Genomic DNA, 18,348 nt, shown 5'->3' with positions numbered 1-18,348 from the left:
TTCAGTATGTGTTTGGCCTTATCATATGCCTGTTTGAGTATTTTAATAACTTCCCTGTCTATTAATCTCGCTGTTTCTTCACTATAGTGTTTGTGCTGTACAAGTTCCCTTCCTAAAAATACCTCCTGACCATTTTCTCCCAGGGCAATTGAGCCAAAAGTCTCGCTCATACCCCACTCGCACACCATCCTCCTTGCCATCTTTGTAGCCCTATCTAAATCATTGGATGCGCCCGTGGTCATTTCATTTAAAAACATCTCTTCAGATACCCTACCGCCCATAAGAACTGCCAGCGTATCTTCTAAATACGCCTTTGTATAGTTGTGACGATCGTCTAACGGAAGCTGCATTGTTACGCCTAAGGCCTGGCCTCTGGGGATAATAGAGACTTTATGTACAGGATCTGCATTTGGAAGGACTTTTGCCACCACTGCATGTCCTGCTTCATGGTATGCAGTAATCTTTTTTTCTTCTTCACTTAAGATAACGCTCCTTCTCTCTTTTCCCATGAGCACTTTGTCTTTGGCCTCTTCAAGGTCTTCCATTTCTATCTTGTCCTTATTCTTCTTAGCAGCAATCAAAGCAGCTTCATTTACCATATTCTCCAGATCCGCACCAGAAAAACCAGGGGTTCCCCTGGCCAGGACTTCTAAATCAACGTCTTCAGACATGGCAACCTTTTTTGCATAAATCTTTAATATTTCCAACCTGCCCCTGAGATCTGGATTTGGGACTACCACTTGCCTGTCAAACCTGCCAGGTCTTAAGAGTGCGGGGTCTAAGACATCTGGTCTATTAGTAGCAGCTATTAAAATAACCCCTTCATTGGTCTCAAAACCATCCATTTCAACTAACAACTGGTTCAGGGTTTGTTCCCTCTCATCATGACCTCCACCTAAACCTGCTCCGCGCTGTCTGCCAACTGCATCTATTTCATCAATAAATATAAGGCAAGGTGCGTTTTTTTTCCCCTGCATAAAAAGGTCCCTTACCCTGGCTGCACCAACTCCTACAAACATCTCCACAAAATCAGAACCAGATATAGAAAAAAATGGTACCCCTGCTTCTCCTGCAACCGCCCTTGCGAGCAAGGTCTTTCCAGTTCCAGGGGGACCTACAAGGAGTACTCCTTTAGGGATCCTTCCACCAAGCCTGGTAAATTTCTTTGGATTTTTTAAAAATTCAACAACTTCTTGAAGTTCTTCTTTGGCCTCTTCTACTCCAGCTACATCTTTAAAGGTGACCTTATTATTTTCATCTGAAAGAAGTTTTGCCCTGGACCTGCCAAAGGAAAAGGCCTTACCACCTCCGACTCCCCCCTGCATCTGTCTCATAAAAAATATCCAAACTCCAATTAACAAAAGCATTGGAAACCATGACACCAAAAGGGTTATATACCAGGGGGAATCCTCCTTTGGCTTAACATCTACTGACACACCATTTTTAAGTAAAAGAGGAATTAGAGAATTATCATTGTTTGGAATATATGTAACAAAAGAGTTATTGTTTATCATTTTCCCAACCACTTTTTCCCCTTCAATCCTCACACCAGCAACTTCCCCTTGCTCCACTAATTTCACAAACTGTGAATACGTGACCTTCATTTGTGGTGTCATGGGTTTATTAAACATATTAAATAATGCCACTAGAACTAAAGATATTATTATCCAGACAACTAAATTTTTCCCAAAGTTGTTCAAGCTGAAATCCTCCTTATTTTAAACTACATTTAAAACTATCTTTATTTAAAACTATCTATGTCAAAAATCAATCCATAGTGCAAAATATAGTATTTACATTTTTACTAAAAGTAGTTAAATAATTTTTCTCGAGCGGAAGCGTTACGTCACCGGTGTGGCGCCTGGACTTCAAATCCAGTGGGCGGCCGAGAGGTCGCCGGTAGGTTCGACTCCTATACGCTTCCGCCATTTTTTTTATCTGTAAGCCATCTCTTACCCTTCTCTATTTGCGCCTCTACAGACTCAAACCCAGTTGCACCAAATATCTTGCGCCTTGCAACAGCATTTTTATAGTCAAGGACATTATATACATCCTTGTCTATTAGGCTAGAAAATTTTCTAAACTCTTCAACTGACAATTCTTCTAAAGTTTTATTTTTTTCTTCTGCATATGCTACCAATGAGCCAGTTATATGGTGTGCTTCCCTAAATGGCACACCTTTTACAACTAAATAATCAGCAAGCTCTGTTGCATTTAAAAATCCTTTATTTAAGGCCTGTTTCATATTTTCTGGATTAAAAACTATTTTATCAAACATCCTTGCCATAACAACAAGGGACATTGAAACTATCTTATCAGTATCTAAAAACGGCTGCTTATCCTCCTGCATATCCCTATTATAAGCAAGGGGCAGAGATTTCATTAAACCAAGCAGAGAAAAGAGATTTCCAAAGCTCCTTGCACTTTTCCCCCTAATAAGCTCACAAATATCTGGATTCTTTTTCTGGGGCATAATTGATGAGCCTGTAGCAAACTCATCTGGCAGAGACACAAAACCAAAACAGGGATTTGCCCAAAGGATTATTTCTTCACAAAGTCTGGATAAATGCATCATTATTACCGCACCAACAAAAAGTGCTTCAATGACAAAATCTCTGTCCGACACCGCATCTAAACTATTTGAAAAACGGGCATTTAACCCCAGTTCCTTTGCCACAAAATCAGGATCAATTTCATGGGTGGTACCAGCCAGGGCTGCTGCACCAAGGGGAGAGACATCAACCCTTTTTTTCACCTCCTCTATCCTCTGAACATCTCTTTTAAACATCTCTACATATGCAAGGATGTGATGAGCAAGGGATATTGGCTGAGCAGGCTGCAGATGGGTATATCCTGGCATTATAACATAAATATTTTCCTCTGCCCTTTTTAAAAACACACCAATTAACTCAAGCAGGGCCTCTTTCCAAAATAATAACCTGCTGGACACAAAAAGTCTAAAATCTAGGGCCACCTGATCGTTTCTACTGCGAGCAGTATGTAATTTTTTCCCAACATCACCAACTAGTTCTGTAAGTCTCATCTCTATATTTAAATGCACATCCTCTAGTTCTTGTCTCCAGGGGAATTCTCCCTTTTTAATCTCTTCCTTAATCTTTATAAGCCCGCTTATAATCTTATCTCCTTCCTCCTTGGTTAAAATCCCCTGTTTCATTAGCATCTTGGCGTGAGTAATGGAACCCTTTATATCAAACTCAGCAAAGTGTTTATCTATATCAATAGATGCACTAAAATCAAGAACAAGCTTATCAATATCTTGTTTAAACCTTCCCTTCCACATAAAATTATTATCCCCTTTTATTTAAAAAGCCCATATCTGGCCATTAATCTAAGTCCCTGGAGCCTTATAAATCCTGTTGCATCCTGCTGATTATATATCTCATCTTGTTCAAAAGTAACTAGCTCTGGATTATATAGAGAATTTGGAGACTTTCTGCCAATTGGATAAACTCCACCCTTATACAACTTTAATTTTACAGTTCCTGTAACTTTTTCCTGTGTTTTGTCAAAAAAGGCCTGTAAAGCCTCCCTTTCTGGAGAGAACCAAAAACCATAATAAATCATCTCAGAATATCTGGGAATAAGTGTATCTCTTATATGCATAACTTCTCTATCTAAACAAATTCCCTCTAAATCCCTATGAGCAGTATAAATTACTGTACCCCCAGGGGTTTCATATATACCCCGAGACTTCATACCAACGAATCTATTTTCCACCATATCAATCCTGCCAATACCATGTTTTCCAGCGATTTCATTTAATCTTAAGATAAGCTGGGCAGGAGAATATGGTTCACCATTTATTGCTACAGGGTCTCCTTTCTCAAAATCTAAATGAATGATTTCAGGTTTATCAGGGGCCTCTTCTGGTGGAGTAGTTAAAAGATATGTGTGCTTTGACCCTTCTTTCCATGGATCTTCTAGTTCACCCCCTTCAAAACTAAGATGTAAAAGATTTCTATCACAACTGTATGGTTTTTCCTTGGTTACTGGAACTTCAATTCCATTTTCCTTTGCATAATTTATAAGATCAGTTCTAGACCTTAAATTCCATTCCCTCCAGGGAGCTATAATTTTAAGGTCACTAGATAAGGCCATAACTGATAACTCAAACCTTACCTGATCATTTCCCTTTCCTGTTGCTCCGTGGGCAACTGCGTCTGCATTTTCTTGTTTTGCAATTTCAACCATTTTCTTAGCAATAAGGGGTCTGGCCAAAGAGGTGCCAAGAAGATACCTACCTTCATATATTGCCCCTGCCCTAAATGCAGGAAAAACATATTCCTTTGCAAATTCCTCTTTTAAGTCAACCACATAGGCCTTTTGCGCTCCAGTTTTTATTGCCTTTTCTTCTATTCCCTTAAGCTCTTCACCTTGACCTAAATCAGCAGTAAAAGTTATTACCTCACAATTGTAAGTGTTTTTTATCCATTTTAAAATAACAGATGTATCAAGTCCTCCAGAATATGCCAAAACTACTTTTTTAACTTTCTCCATACATCCTCCGAATATATTTTTTATCCCCAGTTATTAACCAACTTAAGAAAAAATCCACTCTAAGATTGCCTTTTGCATATGCAACCTATTTTCTGCCTGATCCCATACAATGGATCTTTCACTTTCAATAATATCTTCAGTAATTTCTTCGCCCCTGTGAGCAGGTAAACAGTGCATTACTTTTACGTCTTTCTTGGCATAAGAAAGAAGAGTCTCATTTATCTGATATGGTAAAAAGGCCTTTACTCTTTTTTCCTTATCCTCTTCCATTCCCATGGACGCCCACACATCTGTGTTTATAAAATCTGCATCTTTTGCAGCTTCTATTGGATTATATGTAAACTTTATTTTTGCACCATTTAAAATAGCTTCATCTAATATTTCTTTTCTTGGTTCATATCCTTTGGGAGTAGATACATATAACTCAAATGGAAGATACATAGCTGCATTTATCCATGAATGTGCCATGTTGTTTCCATCGCCAATCCATGCAATCTTTAATTTTGAAAAATCATTTGTTCTCTCAAAAATTGTAAGCAAATCACTCATAACCTGACACGGATGATATAAATCACTTAAGGCATTTACAACAGGTACAGAAGAATATCTGGCCAATTCTTCTAGTTTTTCCTGTCCAAATGTCCTTACAATCATAAGGTGTGCATATCTTGAGATAACCCTTGCAGTATCTTTAATAGGCTCCCCTCTACCAAGTTGTGAATCTTGTGGAGTCATAAACAATGTGTATCCGCCAAGTTCCTTCACTGCTATTTCAAATGATATCCTGGTTCTAGTAGATGGTTTTTCAAAGATCATTACACCACAACAACCATTTAATATAGACATCTTGGCCCTTTGTTTCTTTATCCACAATGCCCTGTCTAATAGGTCATAAATCTTTTCCCTTGGAAGATCTTTAATGGTTAAAAAATGCTTCATGATATTCTCCTTAACTTATATACATCCTTCACCTTTGATATGAGCTAGTATTGAATCTGTTGTATTATACATAACATCACCATGTTCAAAACCACAAAGGTGCAGTACGCCATGTATAATCATTCTATAAAAATATTTTTTTGGATTCTGCATATACAAATCAGCTTCTCTTTTAATTGCATCAATTGAGACACAAATACTCCCTAAAAAATCTTGTTCATCCCCTGGAAAACTCAAAACATTAGTTGGACCTTCTAATTTTAAAAAATCTTTATTTAATTTTTCAATCTCCGCATCTTTTGTCAATTTGACCTCTAAATAACCCTTGGCATCAATAAATTCACAAATCCTTTTAATACATTTTTTTAAATTTCTCATATCCAGCAAAAATGGGATGATTTTATTATAATCAGGAATTATTTTTATTCTGATATCTCTCATAGGCATCGATTATTTCACCAACCAGCTTATGTCTTATCACATCTTTTTTGGAAAAATAAATAAATCTTATTCCCTTAATATTTTTTAGCACCTTTTCAGCCTCTATAAGACCTGAGGTTTTATCTATTGGTAAATCTATTTGAGTAACATCACCTGTAATAATTGCCCTTGATCCATAACCCAGCCTTGTTAAAAACATCTTCATTTGTTCTGATGTGGTATTCTGGGCCTCGTCTAAAATAATAAATGCTCTATTTAATGTCCTGCCCCTCATAAAGGCAAGGGGAGCAACCTCAATGACTCCACTATCCATCAGTTCCTGAACCTTTTTAAAATCCAACATATCGTGGAGTGCATCGTATAGGGGTCGTAGATATGGATTTACTTTTTCAAGTATATCCCCTGGCAAAAATCCAAGTTTTTCCCCTGCCTCAAGCGCTGGTCTGGTTAAGATAAGTCTCTTTACTTTTTTTTGCAACAAAAAGGATACTGCCATAGCCACTGCAAGATATGTCTTTCCTGTTCCCGCAGGCCCTATTGCAAAAACAACTTCACTATCTCTGATTGCATCTAAATACTCTTTTTGAACAATAGTTTTAGGAGAGATAGTTTTTTTAGGAGAAATAGCAAAAAACTTCTCTTTAAAGAGTTTGCCTAAATCTGCACTGGGATAATTTTCAAGATAAGTTAGGGCATAGTCAAAGTCAGGGGGATGGACTGTAAAACCATGTCTTAAGAGCTCATACATCTGTATTAAAAAATTACACGCAATATCCACCTTTTCCCGACTCTCTGAAGACAAAAACAACTTATTTCCCCTGGACGATATTTCTACCCCAAGCCTCTTTGTCAAAAATTTGAGATAGTTTTCCTGGGGACCAAAAAGTTGTTGAGCCAGTATGAAATCTTTAAATTCAAGTTCTCTATTTATCACCCTATATAATTCCTCCTCAAATTTAATATTTTACGTAACTCATATTTTTTTCTATACTAAAAAAAATTTTATTAGGGAGGACCTTTCAATGGACTGGAAACTCTTTATAACCACCTTCTGGATAGTATTTTTAGCTGAGCTTGGCGACAAGACCCAGCTAACTGCCATGGTCATGACAGCCAAATCACACAAGATGTGGACAGTGTTTTTATCTGCTTCTTTGGCACTAGTTTTAGTTACTTTTTTAGGCGTATTAATTTCAGATGCATTTGCATCATTTGTACCTGAACACATTATAAAAAAGATCTCTGGTATTTCATTTTTGATAATAGGAATATTGATACTTATGAATAAAATCTAAAAATCATCCTCCAACTACATACATCCCTTGTATTCCATTACCTTGTTTGGATAATAATTTACTCCCTAGGGGCTTTCTGGCCATAGCATTTTTCATTATTCTATACAAAAATCTATCTCCCAATTTAGGATTTCTTAAAATGGGTTTTAAGTCATAGTCCTTCTCAGCAAAAAGGCATGTCCTTAATTTGCCATTAGCTGTAATCCTAAACCTATTGCATGTATGACAAAAATGATTAGAAAGGGGAGAAATTATGCCTATTTTACCTAACCCTCCCTGAATTTTATACATCCTTGCTGGCCCTTTTGCATTTTCTTTAGGTTCATATTTAATTAAAGAATATTCTTTTTTTATAACAGACAAAATATCATTTGCAGAATAAAAATATGTACCCATCTGATCTTTAGACATTGATAGATCCATAAATTCAATAAATCTCACGTGAACGGGATTTTCATATGCAAATTTTGCAAACTTCAACACCTCATCCTGGTTTATATTTTTCAAAGCTACTATATTTATCTTTGTCATAATCTCAGCATCTATTAAATCATAAATAGCATTAATAACCCTGTGATGGAGATCCATTCCTGTTATTTTAAAAAATTTTTTTCTATCAAATGTATCCAGAGATACATTTATTGCCTTTATACCTATTTTTTTCAAACTCAAAATTGTATCCTTTGTAAGGAGTGTTCCATTGGTAGTTATCCTAAGATCCAAATCTGGAAAGGTATTCAACAAAAGTTCTAAAAGTTTTAAAAAATTGCGCCTAACAAAAGGCTCACCCCCTGTTAGCCTAACCTTTTCTATCCCAAGCATTAAACCAATTCTAACTAGCCTTACAATTTCTTCAAATGTCAAGATTTCTTTATGTGAAAAAAATTTAAAATTTCTAACAGGAGAACAGTAGATACATCTTAGGTTGCATCTATCAGTTACACTTATCCTGAGATAACTGACCCTTCTCACATTTTTTTTATTAATACTACTATGTTGCATTTAAAAAATCCTCAACTCCTCTTCAATAGAGGAGTCTAATTTTATTCTATAGGAATATAAGACCTTCGTTACATCAACTTCACCTAATCCCATCCCTTTTTTCTTTTTTACATATCTCACTTCTGTGCCAATTACTTCTGCATAGTCACTTTCTTTTTGATAACTTGCAAGTCCTGCTATAATGGCGGCCTGTTTTAAGGTGGCTTCAGGGACTTCCTTTTTGGGATTATCTCTGACAACAATCACATGGGCTCCAGGTCCACTTAATGCGTGAAACCACAAATCATGCGCCCTTGCCCCTGTACTTAAGAGTTTGTGATTGGCCTCTTTGTTTTTCCCCCTTACAATCAAAAAACCATCGCTACTTTTATATACCTTCACTTTTAATTTGGCAAATCTAGCTGGCAGGCTAATATTTTTTATATATTTTTCTGACCTTGGTTCCAGGACATGGAATGATTTATTTATATTTCCAGTAGATAAGTCTATTTGCTCTTCCCTTCTTAATAGGGACATAAGTCCTTTTTTCCCTTTTTTGGCCATCTGAAACATATATTCCATATTTTCTTTGACACTTAGTGCTGGATCAAGGTCAATCTGTAGCTTTGTTCCATCAGACATTGTAAAGGTTATATTGGGAAGATGTGCATTGGGATCTATCTTGTGCAAATTTTCTTTTATAATTTGAGCCTTATTTTCCAAAGAGATCCATTTCTCTAACTTTTCCCTCTCTTTTTTTAGCCTTTTTTCTAACCTCTTCTTCTTTTTATTTGAAGAGCCACTATTTTTTTGTTTGTCTATAACATGCCATCCATAATATTCTGCTGCATCAAGGGGAGAGTCAAACACTAATTCTTTTTCATATTCAGTCTCTTCAATGGGCCAAAGGGACAGCACCAACCCTTTATTTTTGACACCCTCGTACACATAAAATTTATCTATTTCACCAGATATGAGCCTGGAATACCAAAACTTCTGTTTAGAGACATCTTTTAACTTAAGCAGGGAATATCTTAGGGGTGAGGTTATATGTGGATAAATCTTATAAATATCCCTATTTGTCAAAATTTCCTCTAAAGGAGGCCATGTAATATCTCTTTGTTCAATTGGATTTTTGGACAGTAAGTTAAGTCCAGACCTTAAATCCAATAAGATCCACCTAATGTCAGATGAACTATGTTCTGTTTTTAGAGATAATTGACGATTGGACCAGTCATAAGATACATCGCTTATCCAGAAATTTGAGACCCTTTTTCGCCACCAGGAGACTTCAGGAGAAGGTTTTATAGGATTTTCAGGCTTGTTCTTGGAAAAGAACAAAAAATTATCCTTTGCATCATAAAAGAATATTAAGTGTACTTTAGAGGAGAGTTTAAATGTCCACAGTTTGTTTACAGGATTGTATATCTTTTCTATCCTGGCAGATTTTAAAAACTTAAGCCCATCTTTTACTAAAAATCTAAAAAAATTAGCATCCATTCTAAATTATAAAAAAACCTTTTCTTACCTTCCTTTGCGCAATCTTTCTTCTTCTTCCTGTTTACTCTTACACTCAATACAAAGGGTAGTCACAGGTCTTGCTTTTAGACGGGGAATACTGATTTCACCACCGCATGCTTCACAAATTCCATAGGTACCATTGTCAATTCTTTCTATTGCCTCAAGGATCTTTTTCCTGAGTTTTCTCTCTCTATCCCTAAGACGCAGGGCAAAAAACTGCTCTGATTCAACAGATGCCCTGTCAGCAGGATCAGGATAGCTTGAAGAGGAATCCACCATCTCTTCTATTGTTTGTTTTCCCTTTTGCTCTATCTCTTCCAACATTTTTTCCAACTGATTCCTAAAATATTTTAAATCTTCTGAGGTCAACACTTTTCTCTCTCCTCACTTCTAATTTTTTCTTATCAATTTTAATGCTGAACTCATTATATAATAAATAAGATAAAATCAACAAAAAAAATAAAAGGCATATCTTAAGACTTGGCAATTGAAAAAACTTGTGCTACTTTTCACAAAGTCTTGTCTATGGAAACAAACATAAATTCACAAAAAAATTATGAGGAGGTAGATATGGCAGTCTATGTAGTAGGTCACAAAAGCCCAGATACAGATTCTGTTTGCGCAGCAATTGCCCTGGCAGATCTCAAAAGCAAGTTGGGATTAGAATGCGTGCCAGTAGCCCAGGGAGAACTCAACAACGAGAGCAAATTCGTACTGGAAAAGTTCGGAGTAAAAGCACCAGAAATAATGACAGATGGAACAGGAAAACAGGTTATTTTAGTGGACCATTCTGACATCTCTCAATCCCTTGATAACCTGGACAAGGCAGAGATCCTGGGCATAGTTGATCACCACAAGGTGGGAGATGTAACCACTCCAAATCCCGTGGAAGTTTGGACATGGCCAGTTGGCTGCACATGCACCGTACTAAAAAATATGTATGATTTCTTTGGCGTTGAGATTCCAAAAGATATTGCAGGAATAATGGCATGTGCAATTTTAAGTGATACTGTTATCTTTAAATCAGCAACATGCACAGACAAGGATAAAGAAGCAGCAGAAGCACTTGCAAAGATCGCTGGCATAGATGATTTACAGGCCCTTGGTCTTGAGATGTTCAAGGTTAAGTCCGCTGTAGAGGGCACACCAATTAGAGACCTGGTAAAGAGAGACTACAAAGATTTTGATATGAGCGGCAACAAAGTGGGAATTGGACAGCTTGAGGTTGTTGATCTATCAATCTTAGACCCAGTAAAAGAACAGCTCGCTGAAGACATAAAGAAGCTAAAACAAGAAGGTGGATATCACAGCGTATTTTTGCTCCTCACTGATATTATGAAGGAAGGCTCCCTTATGCTCATTGCATCTGATGATCCTTCTATTGTTGAAAAGGCTTTTGGAAAGGCCCCTGAAGGGGATAGGATATGGCTCGACGGTGTTATGTCCAGAAAAAAACAGGTAGTTCCAAACTTTGAAAAGGCATTTGCAAGTTAAAAAAAAGGGCCCATATGGGCCCCTTTTTTACCATTCTATTTGCTCCATTATATCAAAATATTTTCTTGAATCTGTGATGGGGTCTTTAATCTCTTCAATTAAAAAAACCTTTATCTTTGAGTAATCGTAAATAGCCTTTATATTCTGTTCTATTAATTCTTTATCTTCTTGTTCTTTCATTGATAATATTACAGCCTTTATGGGGATATTTCTATTTTTTAATGCCTCAATTGATAGAAGGGTATGATTAATAGTGCCTAAACATGGACGTCCAACTAATATTACTTTAGCTTTTATGAGTTTTATAAAATCAACCACAAAAAAATCCTTCCATATAGGCACCATTAAACCACCAGCGCCCTCTATAATTACATTATCATAACCTTTAGATCTTTTATTCACCCAGTTTTGCAAATAATCAATATCTATTTCTTTATTTTCATCTATGGCGGCAAAATATGGGGCCTTTGGATTTTTAAATAAATAGCAAATTTTATCAGCTAAAAATTTTCTATCAACATCTCCTAGAAGATTTTTATAGACAAAATATGCATCTGAGTCTTTGTGAAATAAATCATCACAACCAGTTTGTATTAATTTTAGATAAATTGCATTTTTATTCTTTTTAGAAAAATAATCCATAAGTAAAAAAGAAATTACTGTCTTGCCAACACCAGTGTCAGTACCTGTAACAAATATATAATTCATTTTAAAATCCCATATTTAAATAATACATCTTGGAGATTTTTTATAAATTTATCTATATCTTTCTCTGTATGAAAATAACAAAGACTTAGCCTCAATATGGATTTTCCCAAAGGCACAGTTGGATACCTTGAATAAAACACCATATAGCCTCTATTAAAGAGTTCTTTTGAAATATCTTGTGCAAGGGCTTCATCTCCTATTTTAATACTTAAGATATAGCTTTCTCCCACAAACGAAATACCCGCTGCTTTTAAGTGTTCTCGGGCAAATAGAGAGAGTTCCTGTAAGTACCATCGTCTGTCTTCCAGCTCTTTTACTACATCCAGAATATCCATTGCACATGCAGCATGGGCAGGGGGAAGTGCAGTTGAATATATAAGTGGAGCAGCAAAATTAAACATATATTCTTTAAATATAGATGGAAAAAGTATAAACGCACCAAAAAATCCAAAGGCCTTGGTAAATGTCCCTACCACAATGTCTGACCTTCCTGTGGTAATCCCCCTCCCATCTTTTCCCATTGCCCCTAGAGAATGGGCCTCGTCAACTACACTAAAAAAACCAACCTCGTCTTTTAATTTAAAAAAATTATCCCAATCCAGCAGATCTCCATCCATTGAAAAAAGCGACTCAGTAATCACCCAGCAAAATCTTCCATTAAGTTTATCCAATCTTTTCCTTAAGTGGCTTATCTTATTGTGGTTGTATGTCTTAAAATGGACACCACCCAATTTTAGTCCCATTATACTGCTGGCATGGATGTGCTTATCTGCTAAGACATTTTGACCTTTTAAGAAAATAGTTGACATTAGTGCAAGATTTGCCTGAAAGCCTGATTGAAAAAAGAGGCAATCTTCATATCCAAAAAAATCAGCAAAATTTTTTTCTGCCTGGAGTACCACTGAATAATTACCACATACAACTCTGGAAGATGAAGATGAAGTGGGATATTTTTGAAAATTTTTTGAAAAGATCTGTTTTATCTTTTTATCTGAACAAAGCCCTAAATAGTCATTTGAAGCAAAGTTTATTAGGCGTTTATTGCCAGAATCAACATACTTCCCCTGCCTGTTAAAAATTACCTGTGGTTCCCTAAAAAGATGAGAATCTCTCTGAACCCTTAATAATCTTCTGTATTCATCAAACATTCAAAAAGCCCCTTAAAATGTGGAACAATTAATTGATATTTAAAATCTTCTGAAAAATTGGTGCAGGTAAGCAAAAACTCTCCCATGACGTATTTATTAGAATCATTTATATCACATAAAAAACCCTGGTATTTTGCTGAAGACTTAGTAATTGAGATTAGCCTGGATCTAACTAGAAATTTCCCTAAAAGGTGTTTATTAGCTAACTCAAGTTTCCCCAACTTTGCAAGAAAAACATGCTTTTTAAAACCGTGCAAATACCGAAGATGAAGGCCACAGGATTGAGCTATTGCTTCAACTCCTGGCCAATAACCTTTGCTCTCAATTTTACACTTTAGGGAAATTTTTTCTCTATTAATAAAAATGATCTTTAAGAGTTTCATCTCATGATCTTTAAAGTTATGGCTGCATTTTGTCCGCCGAATCCAAAGGATTCAAATATAGCAATATTTAATTTTTCTCTTAAATTTTTAAAAACAAAATTAAGACCTTTATCCCGTGGACCCTTTAAGTTTCTGACCTTTGGGACAATTGTATTTCTTAGACAAAATATACCTAGCGCTATTTCCGCAGCCCCACATGATGCTGCAAGATGCCCGATCCATGACTTTAAGGAACATACAAAGGGATTATTTGGAAATAGTTGTTTTATTAAATTTATCTCCATAAGGTCATTTAATGGTGTTCCTGTGCCATGGGCAAATATAACCTCAACATCTGAATTGTGCAAATGAGCTGACTCTAATGCCCTTTTAACACATTTTTTTGCCCAAATAGCCTTTTTATCTGGAGCTGTAGGATTTAATCCATCCAAACTAGAAGAATAACCAACCACCTCTCCCAAAATTTTAGCCCCCCTTTTTTTTGCATGGCCCATCTCTTCCAAAACCAAAAAAGCCCCACCTTCTCCAGGGACAAACCCCTGATTTTTCTTATCAAAAGGGGCATATGTTTTATCAGGCTCAATATTTTTGTCTAATCTTAGAAGCACCCTTGCATTTTTATACAATTTAAGGCCTATTTTGCCCAATCTACTATCTGAGCCCCCACATAGAGCCACTTTAATTAGGCCTTGATTTATCCTGTAAAAACCTTCTCCTATGGCCTGTAGGGAACTTGCGCATGCATTTTGTATTGTGAGATTTTCACCGTGTATCCCAAATAGATGGGATATGCAAAAACAAAGGGTATTGGGAAGGACAGATACAAGGCCAAGGGCCTTATCTCCAATATTTTCGTTAATTGCCTCCATATTAGGCCCTACACCCACAAAAAGCCCACTGTTTTTTAGATCTTCATCTGACAAACCAGCTGATATAATTGCCAGTTTTGCAGCACAAATTCCATATTGCCAACTTTTTGGCAAATACCTAAAATATTTATACGATTCAATATACTCTTTAAAATCAAAATCTTGAACAGGACAAACTACCAATTCTGGGTCAATTTCAGAACATAAAAAATTAACTTTATCAGTCAAAATTGATCTTACAACTTCCTGTTCACTATTTCCCAGAGAACTAATTAGACCAATACCAGTGATTACAACACGCATAAAAAGATTTAATTAACCTTTATTTTTCATAAATTCTATATATGAGACCACATCTTTAAACTTTAACACTGGACCATTATCTAAATCCTGTAATATCTCTTCAGCCCTATCTATAGCCAGGTGAGGATATATCTTTAAAAGGGATTTACCTTGCAAATTAGAATTATTTTTTAATTTATCCAGATTAAATCTCAAGTCTTTTAAAAAGGCTATGTCTTCATCCACCTCTATTTTAAAAGTGTGGTTTATTGAGACCCCCAATTCTAAGAGATCAATGGATTCCATATTTAGATCCCGGATCAAATAGGTATCAGGATGAATATTTTCAGGATCAATATCCATAATCTCTCCAATGATCTCTTTTAAAGAAGCTTCAATATCCATATATTCTCTCCTTCAGAAATCTTTTTTAGCAAAAAATCCTCTATCTAAAGTAATCTCTCTTGCATTAAAAATACGACCATTATCTTTTAAAAAATACAAGATTGCATTAACAATATCTTCTACATCTAAAACATATGGCTCTATATCTTTTCTCGTTTCTATAAATTTTTTAGCTCTACCTGTATTTATATATCCAGGTCTTAAAATAACTGTAGATATACCTTTTTTATACATCTCTATCCCAATAATTTTGTATATTGATTCTATAGCTAACTTAGATGAGCTATATATTCCCTGTCCTTTATTGGGAATATATGCTGCAGTAGATGAGATATATACAAGCCTTCCCTGTTTTTGAACTAACATATTTCTGACAATATTTTTCACTAAAATAATTCTATTTATCACATTAGTTGTATAATAGGAATGAATTTCTTCATCTTTTAATGATGCAAATAGTTTTTCTATATTTGTATGGGATAAATCAACAAGATATGAAATCTGAAAATCAATCTTTGATAAAAAGTCATATATTGAATCTAGAGAAGCCAAATCTAGTTTATATACCTTGATATCTTTATTTAAATTATCCTTTATTTTTTTTAATCCTATCTCTGATGAATATGTAACTATTGGATTTAAATTTTCTTTTAAAAGTCTTTTAGCAAGAGAAATTCCAATTTCAGAACTACCACCTAATATTATACAATTTTTTCCCTTGTTAAAGAAATTCAATTGCGATCTCTCCTGTGGCAACTAAAAATTGAGATTCAAACAACATACATTTATACAGATCTTTTTTTTGTTCAATTATAAAAGAATATTCGCCAGGCGAAATAAACTTAAGGAACTTAAAATTTCTAATCTTTATTTTTTTAAATGAGTTGGCCTTGATATCTCTTAGATGCGATATAAATTTATCCACAATCATTGAACCAGGAACTACTGGATGGCCTGGGAAATGGGTCTTAAATATTTCCATATTTGGATCAAAATAAAATTTTCCAGAAATTTTATCCATTAACAGAGCTCAAGGTTTAGTTGTTTAATCATTTTAAGGTCATCATTTATATCTCTACCCAATGTTGTTAGATAATTGCCTATCATAATACCATTTGCACCAGCCAAAAATATCCAGGACTGGAAATCTCCAAGACAAACTTCCCTGCCTCCACATATGGTAATGTCTTTTTCTGGATTTAAAAATCTAAAGATTGCAATACACATAAGGGCTTCCAAGGGAGGTAAAATGGGCATGTTTTGAAGTTTTGTCCCTTTTATGGGATTTAAAAAATTTATTGGAATGGAGTCTACATCCAAGTGGCTTAAAAATTCTGCCAACTCCAGCCTGTGGGAAAACTCTTCTCCAAGGCCCATAATCCCTCCGCTACATACCTCAAGCCCAGCCTTTCTTGCCACCTTTATGGTCATAACATCTTCATCATAATCATGGGTGGTACATATGTTTTTAAAAAAAGACCGTGCAGTCTCTAAGTTGTGGTGATATCTACTAATTCCTGCCTGTTTAATTGACACAGCTGAGTCTTTATCCAGGATCCCAAGGGATGCGCAAAGTTTTAAGTCTGTCTTTTCTCTCAACAAAAAGGCTGCTTCACATATTGTATCTATCTCTTTTTTGGAAAGTTTTTTACCACTTGTCACAAAGGAAAATTTATTTGCCCCCATACTGGCCATATACATCCCTTTTTCCACCAGCTCATGCTTTGATAAAAGGGGATATACAGAAATATTGGTATTATGATACTTAGACTGGGCGCAAAAAGCACAATCTTCTGAACACATACCTGATTTTGCATTAATAATTGAACAGGTAAATACCTTATTTCCCTTAAAGTGTTCCCTGATCTTTGTTGCTCCAAAAAAAAGATCATAAGGATTATCTAAATCAATTAAGGGCACAAGTTCGCTAGAAGATATCTTCTCCCTCCTACATATTTTTTCCACTAATTCTTTTAGCATAATCACTCCAATTATTGACAGTTATTTTTACAAATTTACCTGGCGTAATAATCTTTGTCAACAACAATAACCCTATCACTTAACCATTAATTACTTGTCCTTTAACAGTCAATTATATCACAAAGTCAATAAAGCTTGTCAAAAAAATAGAAATATTGTTAGATCTGCATATATTGAAACAAAGGAAGGGATGTAAACAAAACTACCCATTTTTTTAGCACAATTCTCCAGTTTAGTGACCTGTGCTTCGTGACTTGTAATTTGTGAATAGAAATTGTTTGTATCTCATAACTCCTATTCCCTAATCACGAGTCACGAATCACGAACTACTAATCACGAACAACACATTTATTATAACACCAAGAATAGGGTTTAGGAGCATAATTTCTTTAAGTCTTATTGGATGGTCGCTTCTTATTAGTCTGTGATTTAAAATGAATACCAAAAGGACCACTAAAGATATTCCCCCTAATATCTCCCAGACCATCAAAGGAAACTGTTTAAAATTACCAAAAACTAAAAAATCTTTAAAAATTAAAATTATCAGAAAGAATATCAGACCATATGACCATCTAGCACACGCGGGAATGGAAAATTTATAATAATCCCTTCCAAAATCATCTCTATTTCTCCTGATCATTAGATAAAAAGTCCCATATAGAGATGCAGCACCAATAGAGAGAAAAAAGTATGACCAGAATATTAACACTGGATATATATCTTTTGGAATTAATAGATTATTAATTTCTAAATTAAAATTTAATGCATTGCTCTTAAAATAGTAAAACTTAAACATTACTGATGCGTATATTCCAGTCCATAACAAAATATTTATAATTGCTAAAATTAATATGAAAATTCCACTATATTTTTTAAGACTGTTTTTCAATAAATATAAAATAATTAACAAAAAAATGGCTCCAACTATTAAGTAAACATCAATTTGTATAAAAAGGTTTTGTAAAAATAATTCTTTTATTTGTTCAAATTGCAATTCCAGTTTAAAAACATAGATTAAGGAATAAATAAATGAAACATCTAATATTAAAAATAGAACAAAGGAGAAAAAGCTCATTCTGAGCATTTGAATAGAGAGTTTTTCATAAAATTTGATCTTCTTTATTTTTCCCAACAACATGGAGAAAAGAGAAATTAAAAGACCTCCACTAAAAATTCCAAAAACAAAGGTCAAAATTCCCCAAGGAATTGTCAAACCTAAACACCTGTGCAAAACTTCACCACCCATTAAAATCCTCCTTGTAAAACTGGTGAGTGCAAAGTTATTGTTGCATTGATAATTGACTTTTTATACATTGTGACAACACGTAAGTTATCAAAAAGGTTTCAAGATGACCTTAAACTCTTAAACCCTAAACATCAAGTA

At 35.0% G+C, this 18,348-nt stretch carries 20 protein-coding genes and 1 tRNA gene; 3 read left to right on the top strand and 18 right to left on the bottom strand.

Annotated features, from left to right (window positions below; translation table 11 throughout):
• Nucleotides 1-1,700 (bottom strand): ATP-dependent zinc metalloprotease FtsH (ftsH, locus tag ACY2V1_RS10170; protein WP_461834683.1); only part of this gene is annotated, 1,700 nt, incomplete at its 3' end.
• 134 nt (nt 1,701-1,834) lie between these two features.
• On the opposite strand from ftsH, the gene ACY2V1_RS10165 reads away from it, so the two are divergent.
• A tRNA-Sec gene (locus ACY2V1_RS10165) sits at nt 1,835-1,928 on the top strand.
• Here ACY2V1_RS10165 and argH read toward each other — a convergent pair.
• Genes argH through ACY2V1_RS10140 form a run of 5 tightly spaced genes read right to left on the bottom strand, consistent with a single transcriptional unit; the run spans nt 1,913 to nt 6,832 of the window.
• Nucleotides 1,913-3,301: an argininosuccinate lyase gene (gene argH / locus ACY2V1_RS10160; protein WP_461834682.1), complete on the bottom strand. Its 1,389-nt coding sequence runs from the start codon at nt 3,299-3,301 to the stop codon at nt 1,913-1,915. The genes ACY2V1_RS10165 and argH overlap by 16 nt on opposite strands.
• Before the next feature lie 17 nt (nt 3,302-3,318).
• Entirely contained in the window at nt 3,319-4,518 is a 1,200-nt protein-coding gene (locus ACY2V1_RS10155; protein ID WP_461834681.1) for an argininosuccinate synthase, read from the bottom strand.
• A gap of 42 nt (nt 4,519-4,560) precedes the next feature.
• Nucleotides 4,561-5,460, bottom strand: coding sequence for an ornithine carbamoyltransferase (argF, locus tag ACY2V1_RS10150; protein WP_461834686.1), 900 nt, complete (start codon nt 5,458-5,460; stop codon nt 4,561-4,563).
• Nucleotides 5,461-5,472: 12 nt separating this feature from the next.
• A complete protein-coding gene (gene ybeY / locus ACY2V1_RS10145) occupies nt 5,473-5,904 on the bottom strand; it encodes an rRNA maturation RNase YbeY (RefSeq protein WP_461834680.1) in 432 nt (143 codons plus the stop codon).
• The gene (locus ACY2V1_RS10140) at nt 5,867-6,832 is read right to left on the bottom strand and encodes a PhoH family protein (protein WP_461834679.1); all 966 of its coding nucleotides are present in this window, start codon (nt 6,830-6,832) and stop codon (nt 5,867-5,869) included. Before ACY2V1_RS10140 ends, ybeY begins: the two co-directional genes overlap by 38 nt.
• A gap of 88 nt (nt 6,833-6,920) precedes the next feature.
• On the opposite strand from ACY2V1_RS10140, the gene ACY2V1_RS10135 reads away from it, so the two are divergent.
• Nucleotides 6,921-7,193 carry a TMEM165/GDT1 family protein gene (locus tag ACY2V1_RS10135; RefSeq protein ID WP_461834678.1) on the top strand — a complete coding sequence of 91 codons (273 nt, stop codon included), beginning with the start codon at nt 6,921-6,923 and terminating at the stop codon, nt 7,191-7,193.
• A gap of 3 nt (nt 7,194-7,196) precedes the next feature.
• On the opposite strand, the gene moaA is transcribed toward ACY2V1_RS10135, so the two are convergent.
• From moaA to dksA, 3 genes are read right to left on the bottom strand one after another with little or no spacing between them, the layout of a single operon-like run.
• Nucleotides 7,197-8,195 (bottom strand): GTP 3',8-cyclase MoaA, encoded by a 999-nt coding sequence (gene moaA / locus ACY2V1_RS10130; RefSeq protein ID WP_461834677.1) that lies wholly within the window; start codon nt 8,193-8,195, stop codon nt 7,197-7,199.
• Nucleotides 8,196-9,674, bottom strand: coding sequence for an NFACT RNA binding domain-containing protein (locus ACY2V1_RS10125; RefSeq protein ID WP_461834676.1), 1,479 nt, complete (start codon nt 9,672-9,674; stop codon nt 8,196-8,198).
• A 24-nt stretch (nt 9,675-9,698) separates the two neighbouring features.
• Nucleotides 9,699-10,064 (bottom strand): RNA polymerase-binding protein DksA, encoded by a 366-nt coding sequence (dksA, locus tag ACY2V1_RS10120; protein WP_461834685.1) that lies wholly within the window; start codon nt 10,062-10,064, stop codon nt 9,699-9,701.
• A 201-nt stretch (nt 10,065-10,265) separates the two neighbouring features.
• Here dksA and ACY2V1_RS10115 point away from each other — a divergent pair, with 201 nt between their 5' ends.
• Complete coding sequence (locus ACY2V1_RS10115; RefSeq protein ID WP_461834675.1) at nt 10,266-11,189, top strand: manganese-dependent inorganic pyrophosphatase; 924 nt, start codon at nt 10,266-10,268, stop codon at nt 11,187-11,189.
• A gap of 27 nt (nt 11,190-11,216) precedes the next feature.
• Here the strand turns inward: ACY2V1_RS10115 and bioD are convergent, their stop codons facing one another.
• The 9 genes from bioD to ACY2V1_RS10070 all read right to left on the bottom strand — a co-directional run bounded on the left by bioD (nt 11,217) and on the right by ACY2V1_RS10070 (nt 18,210).
• A complete protein-coding gene (gene bioD, locus ACY2V1_RS10110) occupies nt 11,217-11,897 on the bottom strand; it encodes a dethiobiotin synthase (protein ID WP_461834674.1) in 681 nt (226 codons plus the stop codon).
• Nucleotides 11,894-13,045 (bottom strand): aminotransferase class I/II-fold pyridoxal phosphate-dependent enzyme, encoded by a 1,152-nt coding sequence (locus ACY2V1_RS10105; RefSeq protein WP_461834673.1) that lies wholly within the window; start codon nt 13,043-13,045, stop codon nt 11,894-11,896. The genes bioD and ACY2V1_RS10105 overlap by 4 nt, the downstream gene beginning before the upstream one ends.
• Entirely contained in the window at nt 13,018-13,428 is a 411-nt protein-coding gene (locus tag ACY2V1_RS10100; protein WP_461834672.1) for a hypothetical protein, read from the bottom strand. Before ACY2V1_RS10100 ends, ACY2V1_RS10105 begins: the two co-directional genes overlap by 28 nt.
• Nucleotides 13,425-14,600, bottom strand: a complete 1,176-nt coding sequence (locus ACY2V1_RS10095) for a beta-ketoacyl-[acyl-carrier-protein] synthase family protein (protein WP_461834671.1) — start codon at nt 14,598-14,600, stop codon at nt 13,425-13,427. The genes ACY2V1_RS10100 and ACY2V1_RS10095 overlap by 4 nt, the downstream gene beginning before the upstream one ends.
• A gap of 12 nt (nt 14,601-14,612) precedes the next feature.
• Nucleotides 14,613-14,984 (bottom strand): acyl carrier protein, encoded by a 372-nt coding sequence (locus ACY2V1_RS10090; protein ID WP_461834670.1) that lies wholly within the window; start codon nt 14,982-14,984, stop codon nt 14,613-14,615.
• Nucleotides 14,985-14,996: 12 nt separating this feature from the next.
• Entirely contained in the window at nt 14,997-15,719 is a 723-nt protein-coding gene (locus tag ACY2V1_RS10085; protein ID WP_461834669.1) for an SDR family oxidoreductase, read from the bottom strand.
• Nucleotides 15,706-16,005 carry an ApeI family dehydratase gene (locus ACY2V1_RS10080; protein ID WP_461834668.1) on the bottom strand — a complete coding sequence of 100 codons (300 nt, stop codon included), beginning with the start codon at nt 16,003-16,005 and terminating at the stop codon, nt 15,706-15,708. The genes ACY2V1_RS10085 and ACY2V1_RS10080 overlap by 14 nt, the downstream gene beginning before the upstream one ends.
• On the bottom strand, nt 16,005-16,964 hold the full coding sequence (gene bioB / locus ACY2V1_RS10075; protein ID WP_461834667.1) for a biotin synthase BioB: 960 nt from the start codon (nt 16,962-16,964) through the stop codon (nt 16,005-16,007). The genes ACY2V1_RS10080 and bioB overlap by 1 nt, the downstream gene beginning before the upstream one ends.
• Before the next feature lie 319 nt (nt 16,965-17,283).
• Nucleotides 17,284-18,210: a hypothetical protein gene (locus ACY2V1_RS10070; protein ID WP_461834666.1), complete on the bottom strand. Its 927-nt coding sequence runs from the start codon at nt 18,208-18,210 to the stop codon at nt 17,284-17,286.
• Between the last annotated feature and the right edge of the window lie 138 nt (nt 18,211-18,348).

This window comes from Desulfothermus sp. (genome assembly GCF_053993635.1).
The sequence above is the reverse complement of the archived record's forward strand: the minus strand, read 5'-3'. Positions and strand labels throughout refer to the sequence as shown.

Bases quoted from the DNA above. Each gene is read 5' to 3' on its own strand.
- ACY2V1_RS10070 (WP_461834666.1), bottom strand. From the start codon at position 18,210: ATGGGTGGTGAAGTTTTGCACAGGTGTTTAGGTTTGACAATTCCTTGG.
- bioB (WP_461834667.1), bottom strand. From the start codon at position 16,964: ATGCTAAAAGAATTAGTGGAAAAAATATGTAGGAGGGAGAAGATATCT.
- ACY2V1_RS10135 (WP_461834678.1), top strand. From the start codon at position 6,921: ATGGACTGGAAACTCTTTATAACCACCTTCTGGATAGTATTTTTAGCT.
- ACY2V1_RS10100 (WP_461834672.1), bottom strand. From the start codon at position 13,428: ATGAAACTCTTAAAGATCATTTTTATTAATAGAGAAAAAATTTCCCTA.
- ACY2V1_RS10125 (WP_461834676.1), bottom strand. From the start codon at position 9,674: ATGGATGCTAATTTTTTTAGATTTTTAGTAAAAGATGGGCTTAAGTTT.
- ACY2V1_RS10080 (WP_461834668.1), bottom strand. From the start codon at position 16,005: ATGGATAAAATTTCTGGAAAATTTTATTTTGATCCAAATATGGAAATA.
- ACY2V1_RS10090 (WP_461834670.1), bottom strand. From the start codon at position 14,984: ATGGATATTGAAGCTTCTTTAAAAGAGATCATTGGAGAGATTATGGAT.
- ybeY (WP_461834680.1), bottom strand. From the start codon at position 5,904: ATGCCTATGAGAGATATCAGAATAAAAATAATTCCTGATTATAATAAA.
- ACY2V1_RS10155 (WP_461834681.1), bottom strand. From the start codon at position 4,518: ATGGAGAAAGTTAAAAAAGTAGTTTTGGCATATTCTGGAGGACTTGAT.
- moaA (WP_461834677.1), bottom strand. From the start codon at position 8,195: ATGCAACATAGTAGTATTAATAAAAAAAATGTGAGAAGGGTCAGTTAT.
- argH (WP_461834682.1), bottom strand. From the start codon at position 3,301: ATGTGGAAGGGAAGGTTTAAACAAGATATTGATAAGCTTGTTCTTGAT.
- bioD (WP_461834674.1), bottom strand. From the start codon at position 11,897: ATGAATTATATATTTGTTACAGGTACTGACACTGGTGTTGGCAAGACA.
- ACY2V1_RS10115 (WP_461834675.1), top strand. From the start codon at position 10,266: ATGGCAGTCTATGTAGTAGGTCACAAAAGCCCAGATACAGATTCTGTT.
- ACY2V1_RS10095 (WP_461834671.1), bottom strand. From the start codon at position 14,600: ATGCGTGTTGTAATCACTGGTATTGGTCTAATTAGTTCTCTGGGAAAT.
- ACY2V1_RS10105 (WP_461834673.1), bottom strand. From the start codon at position 13,045: ATGTTTGATGAATACAGAAGATTATTAAGGGTTCAGAGAGATTCTCAT.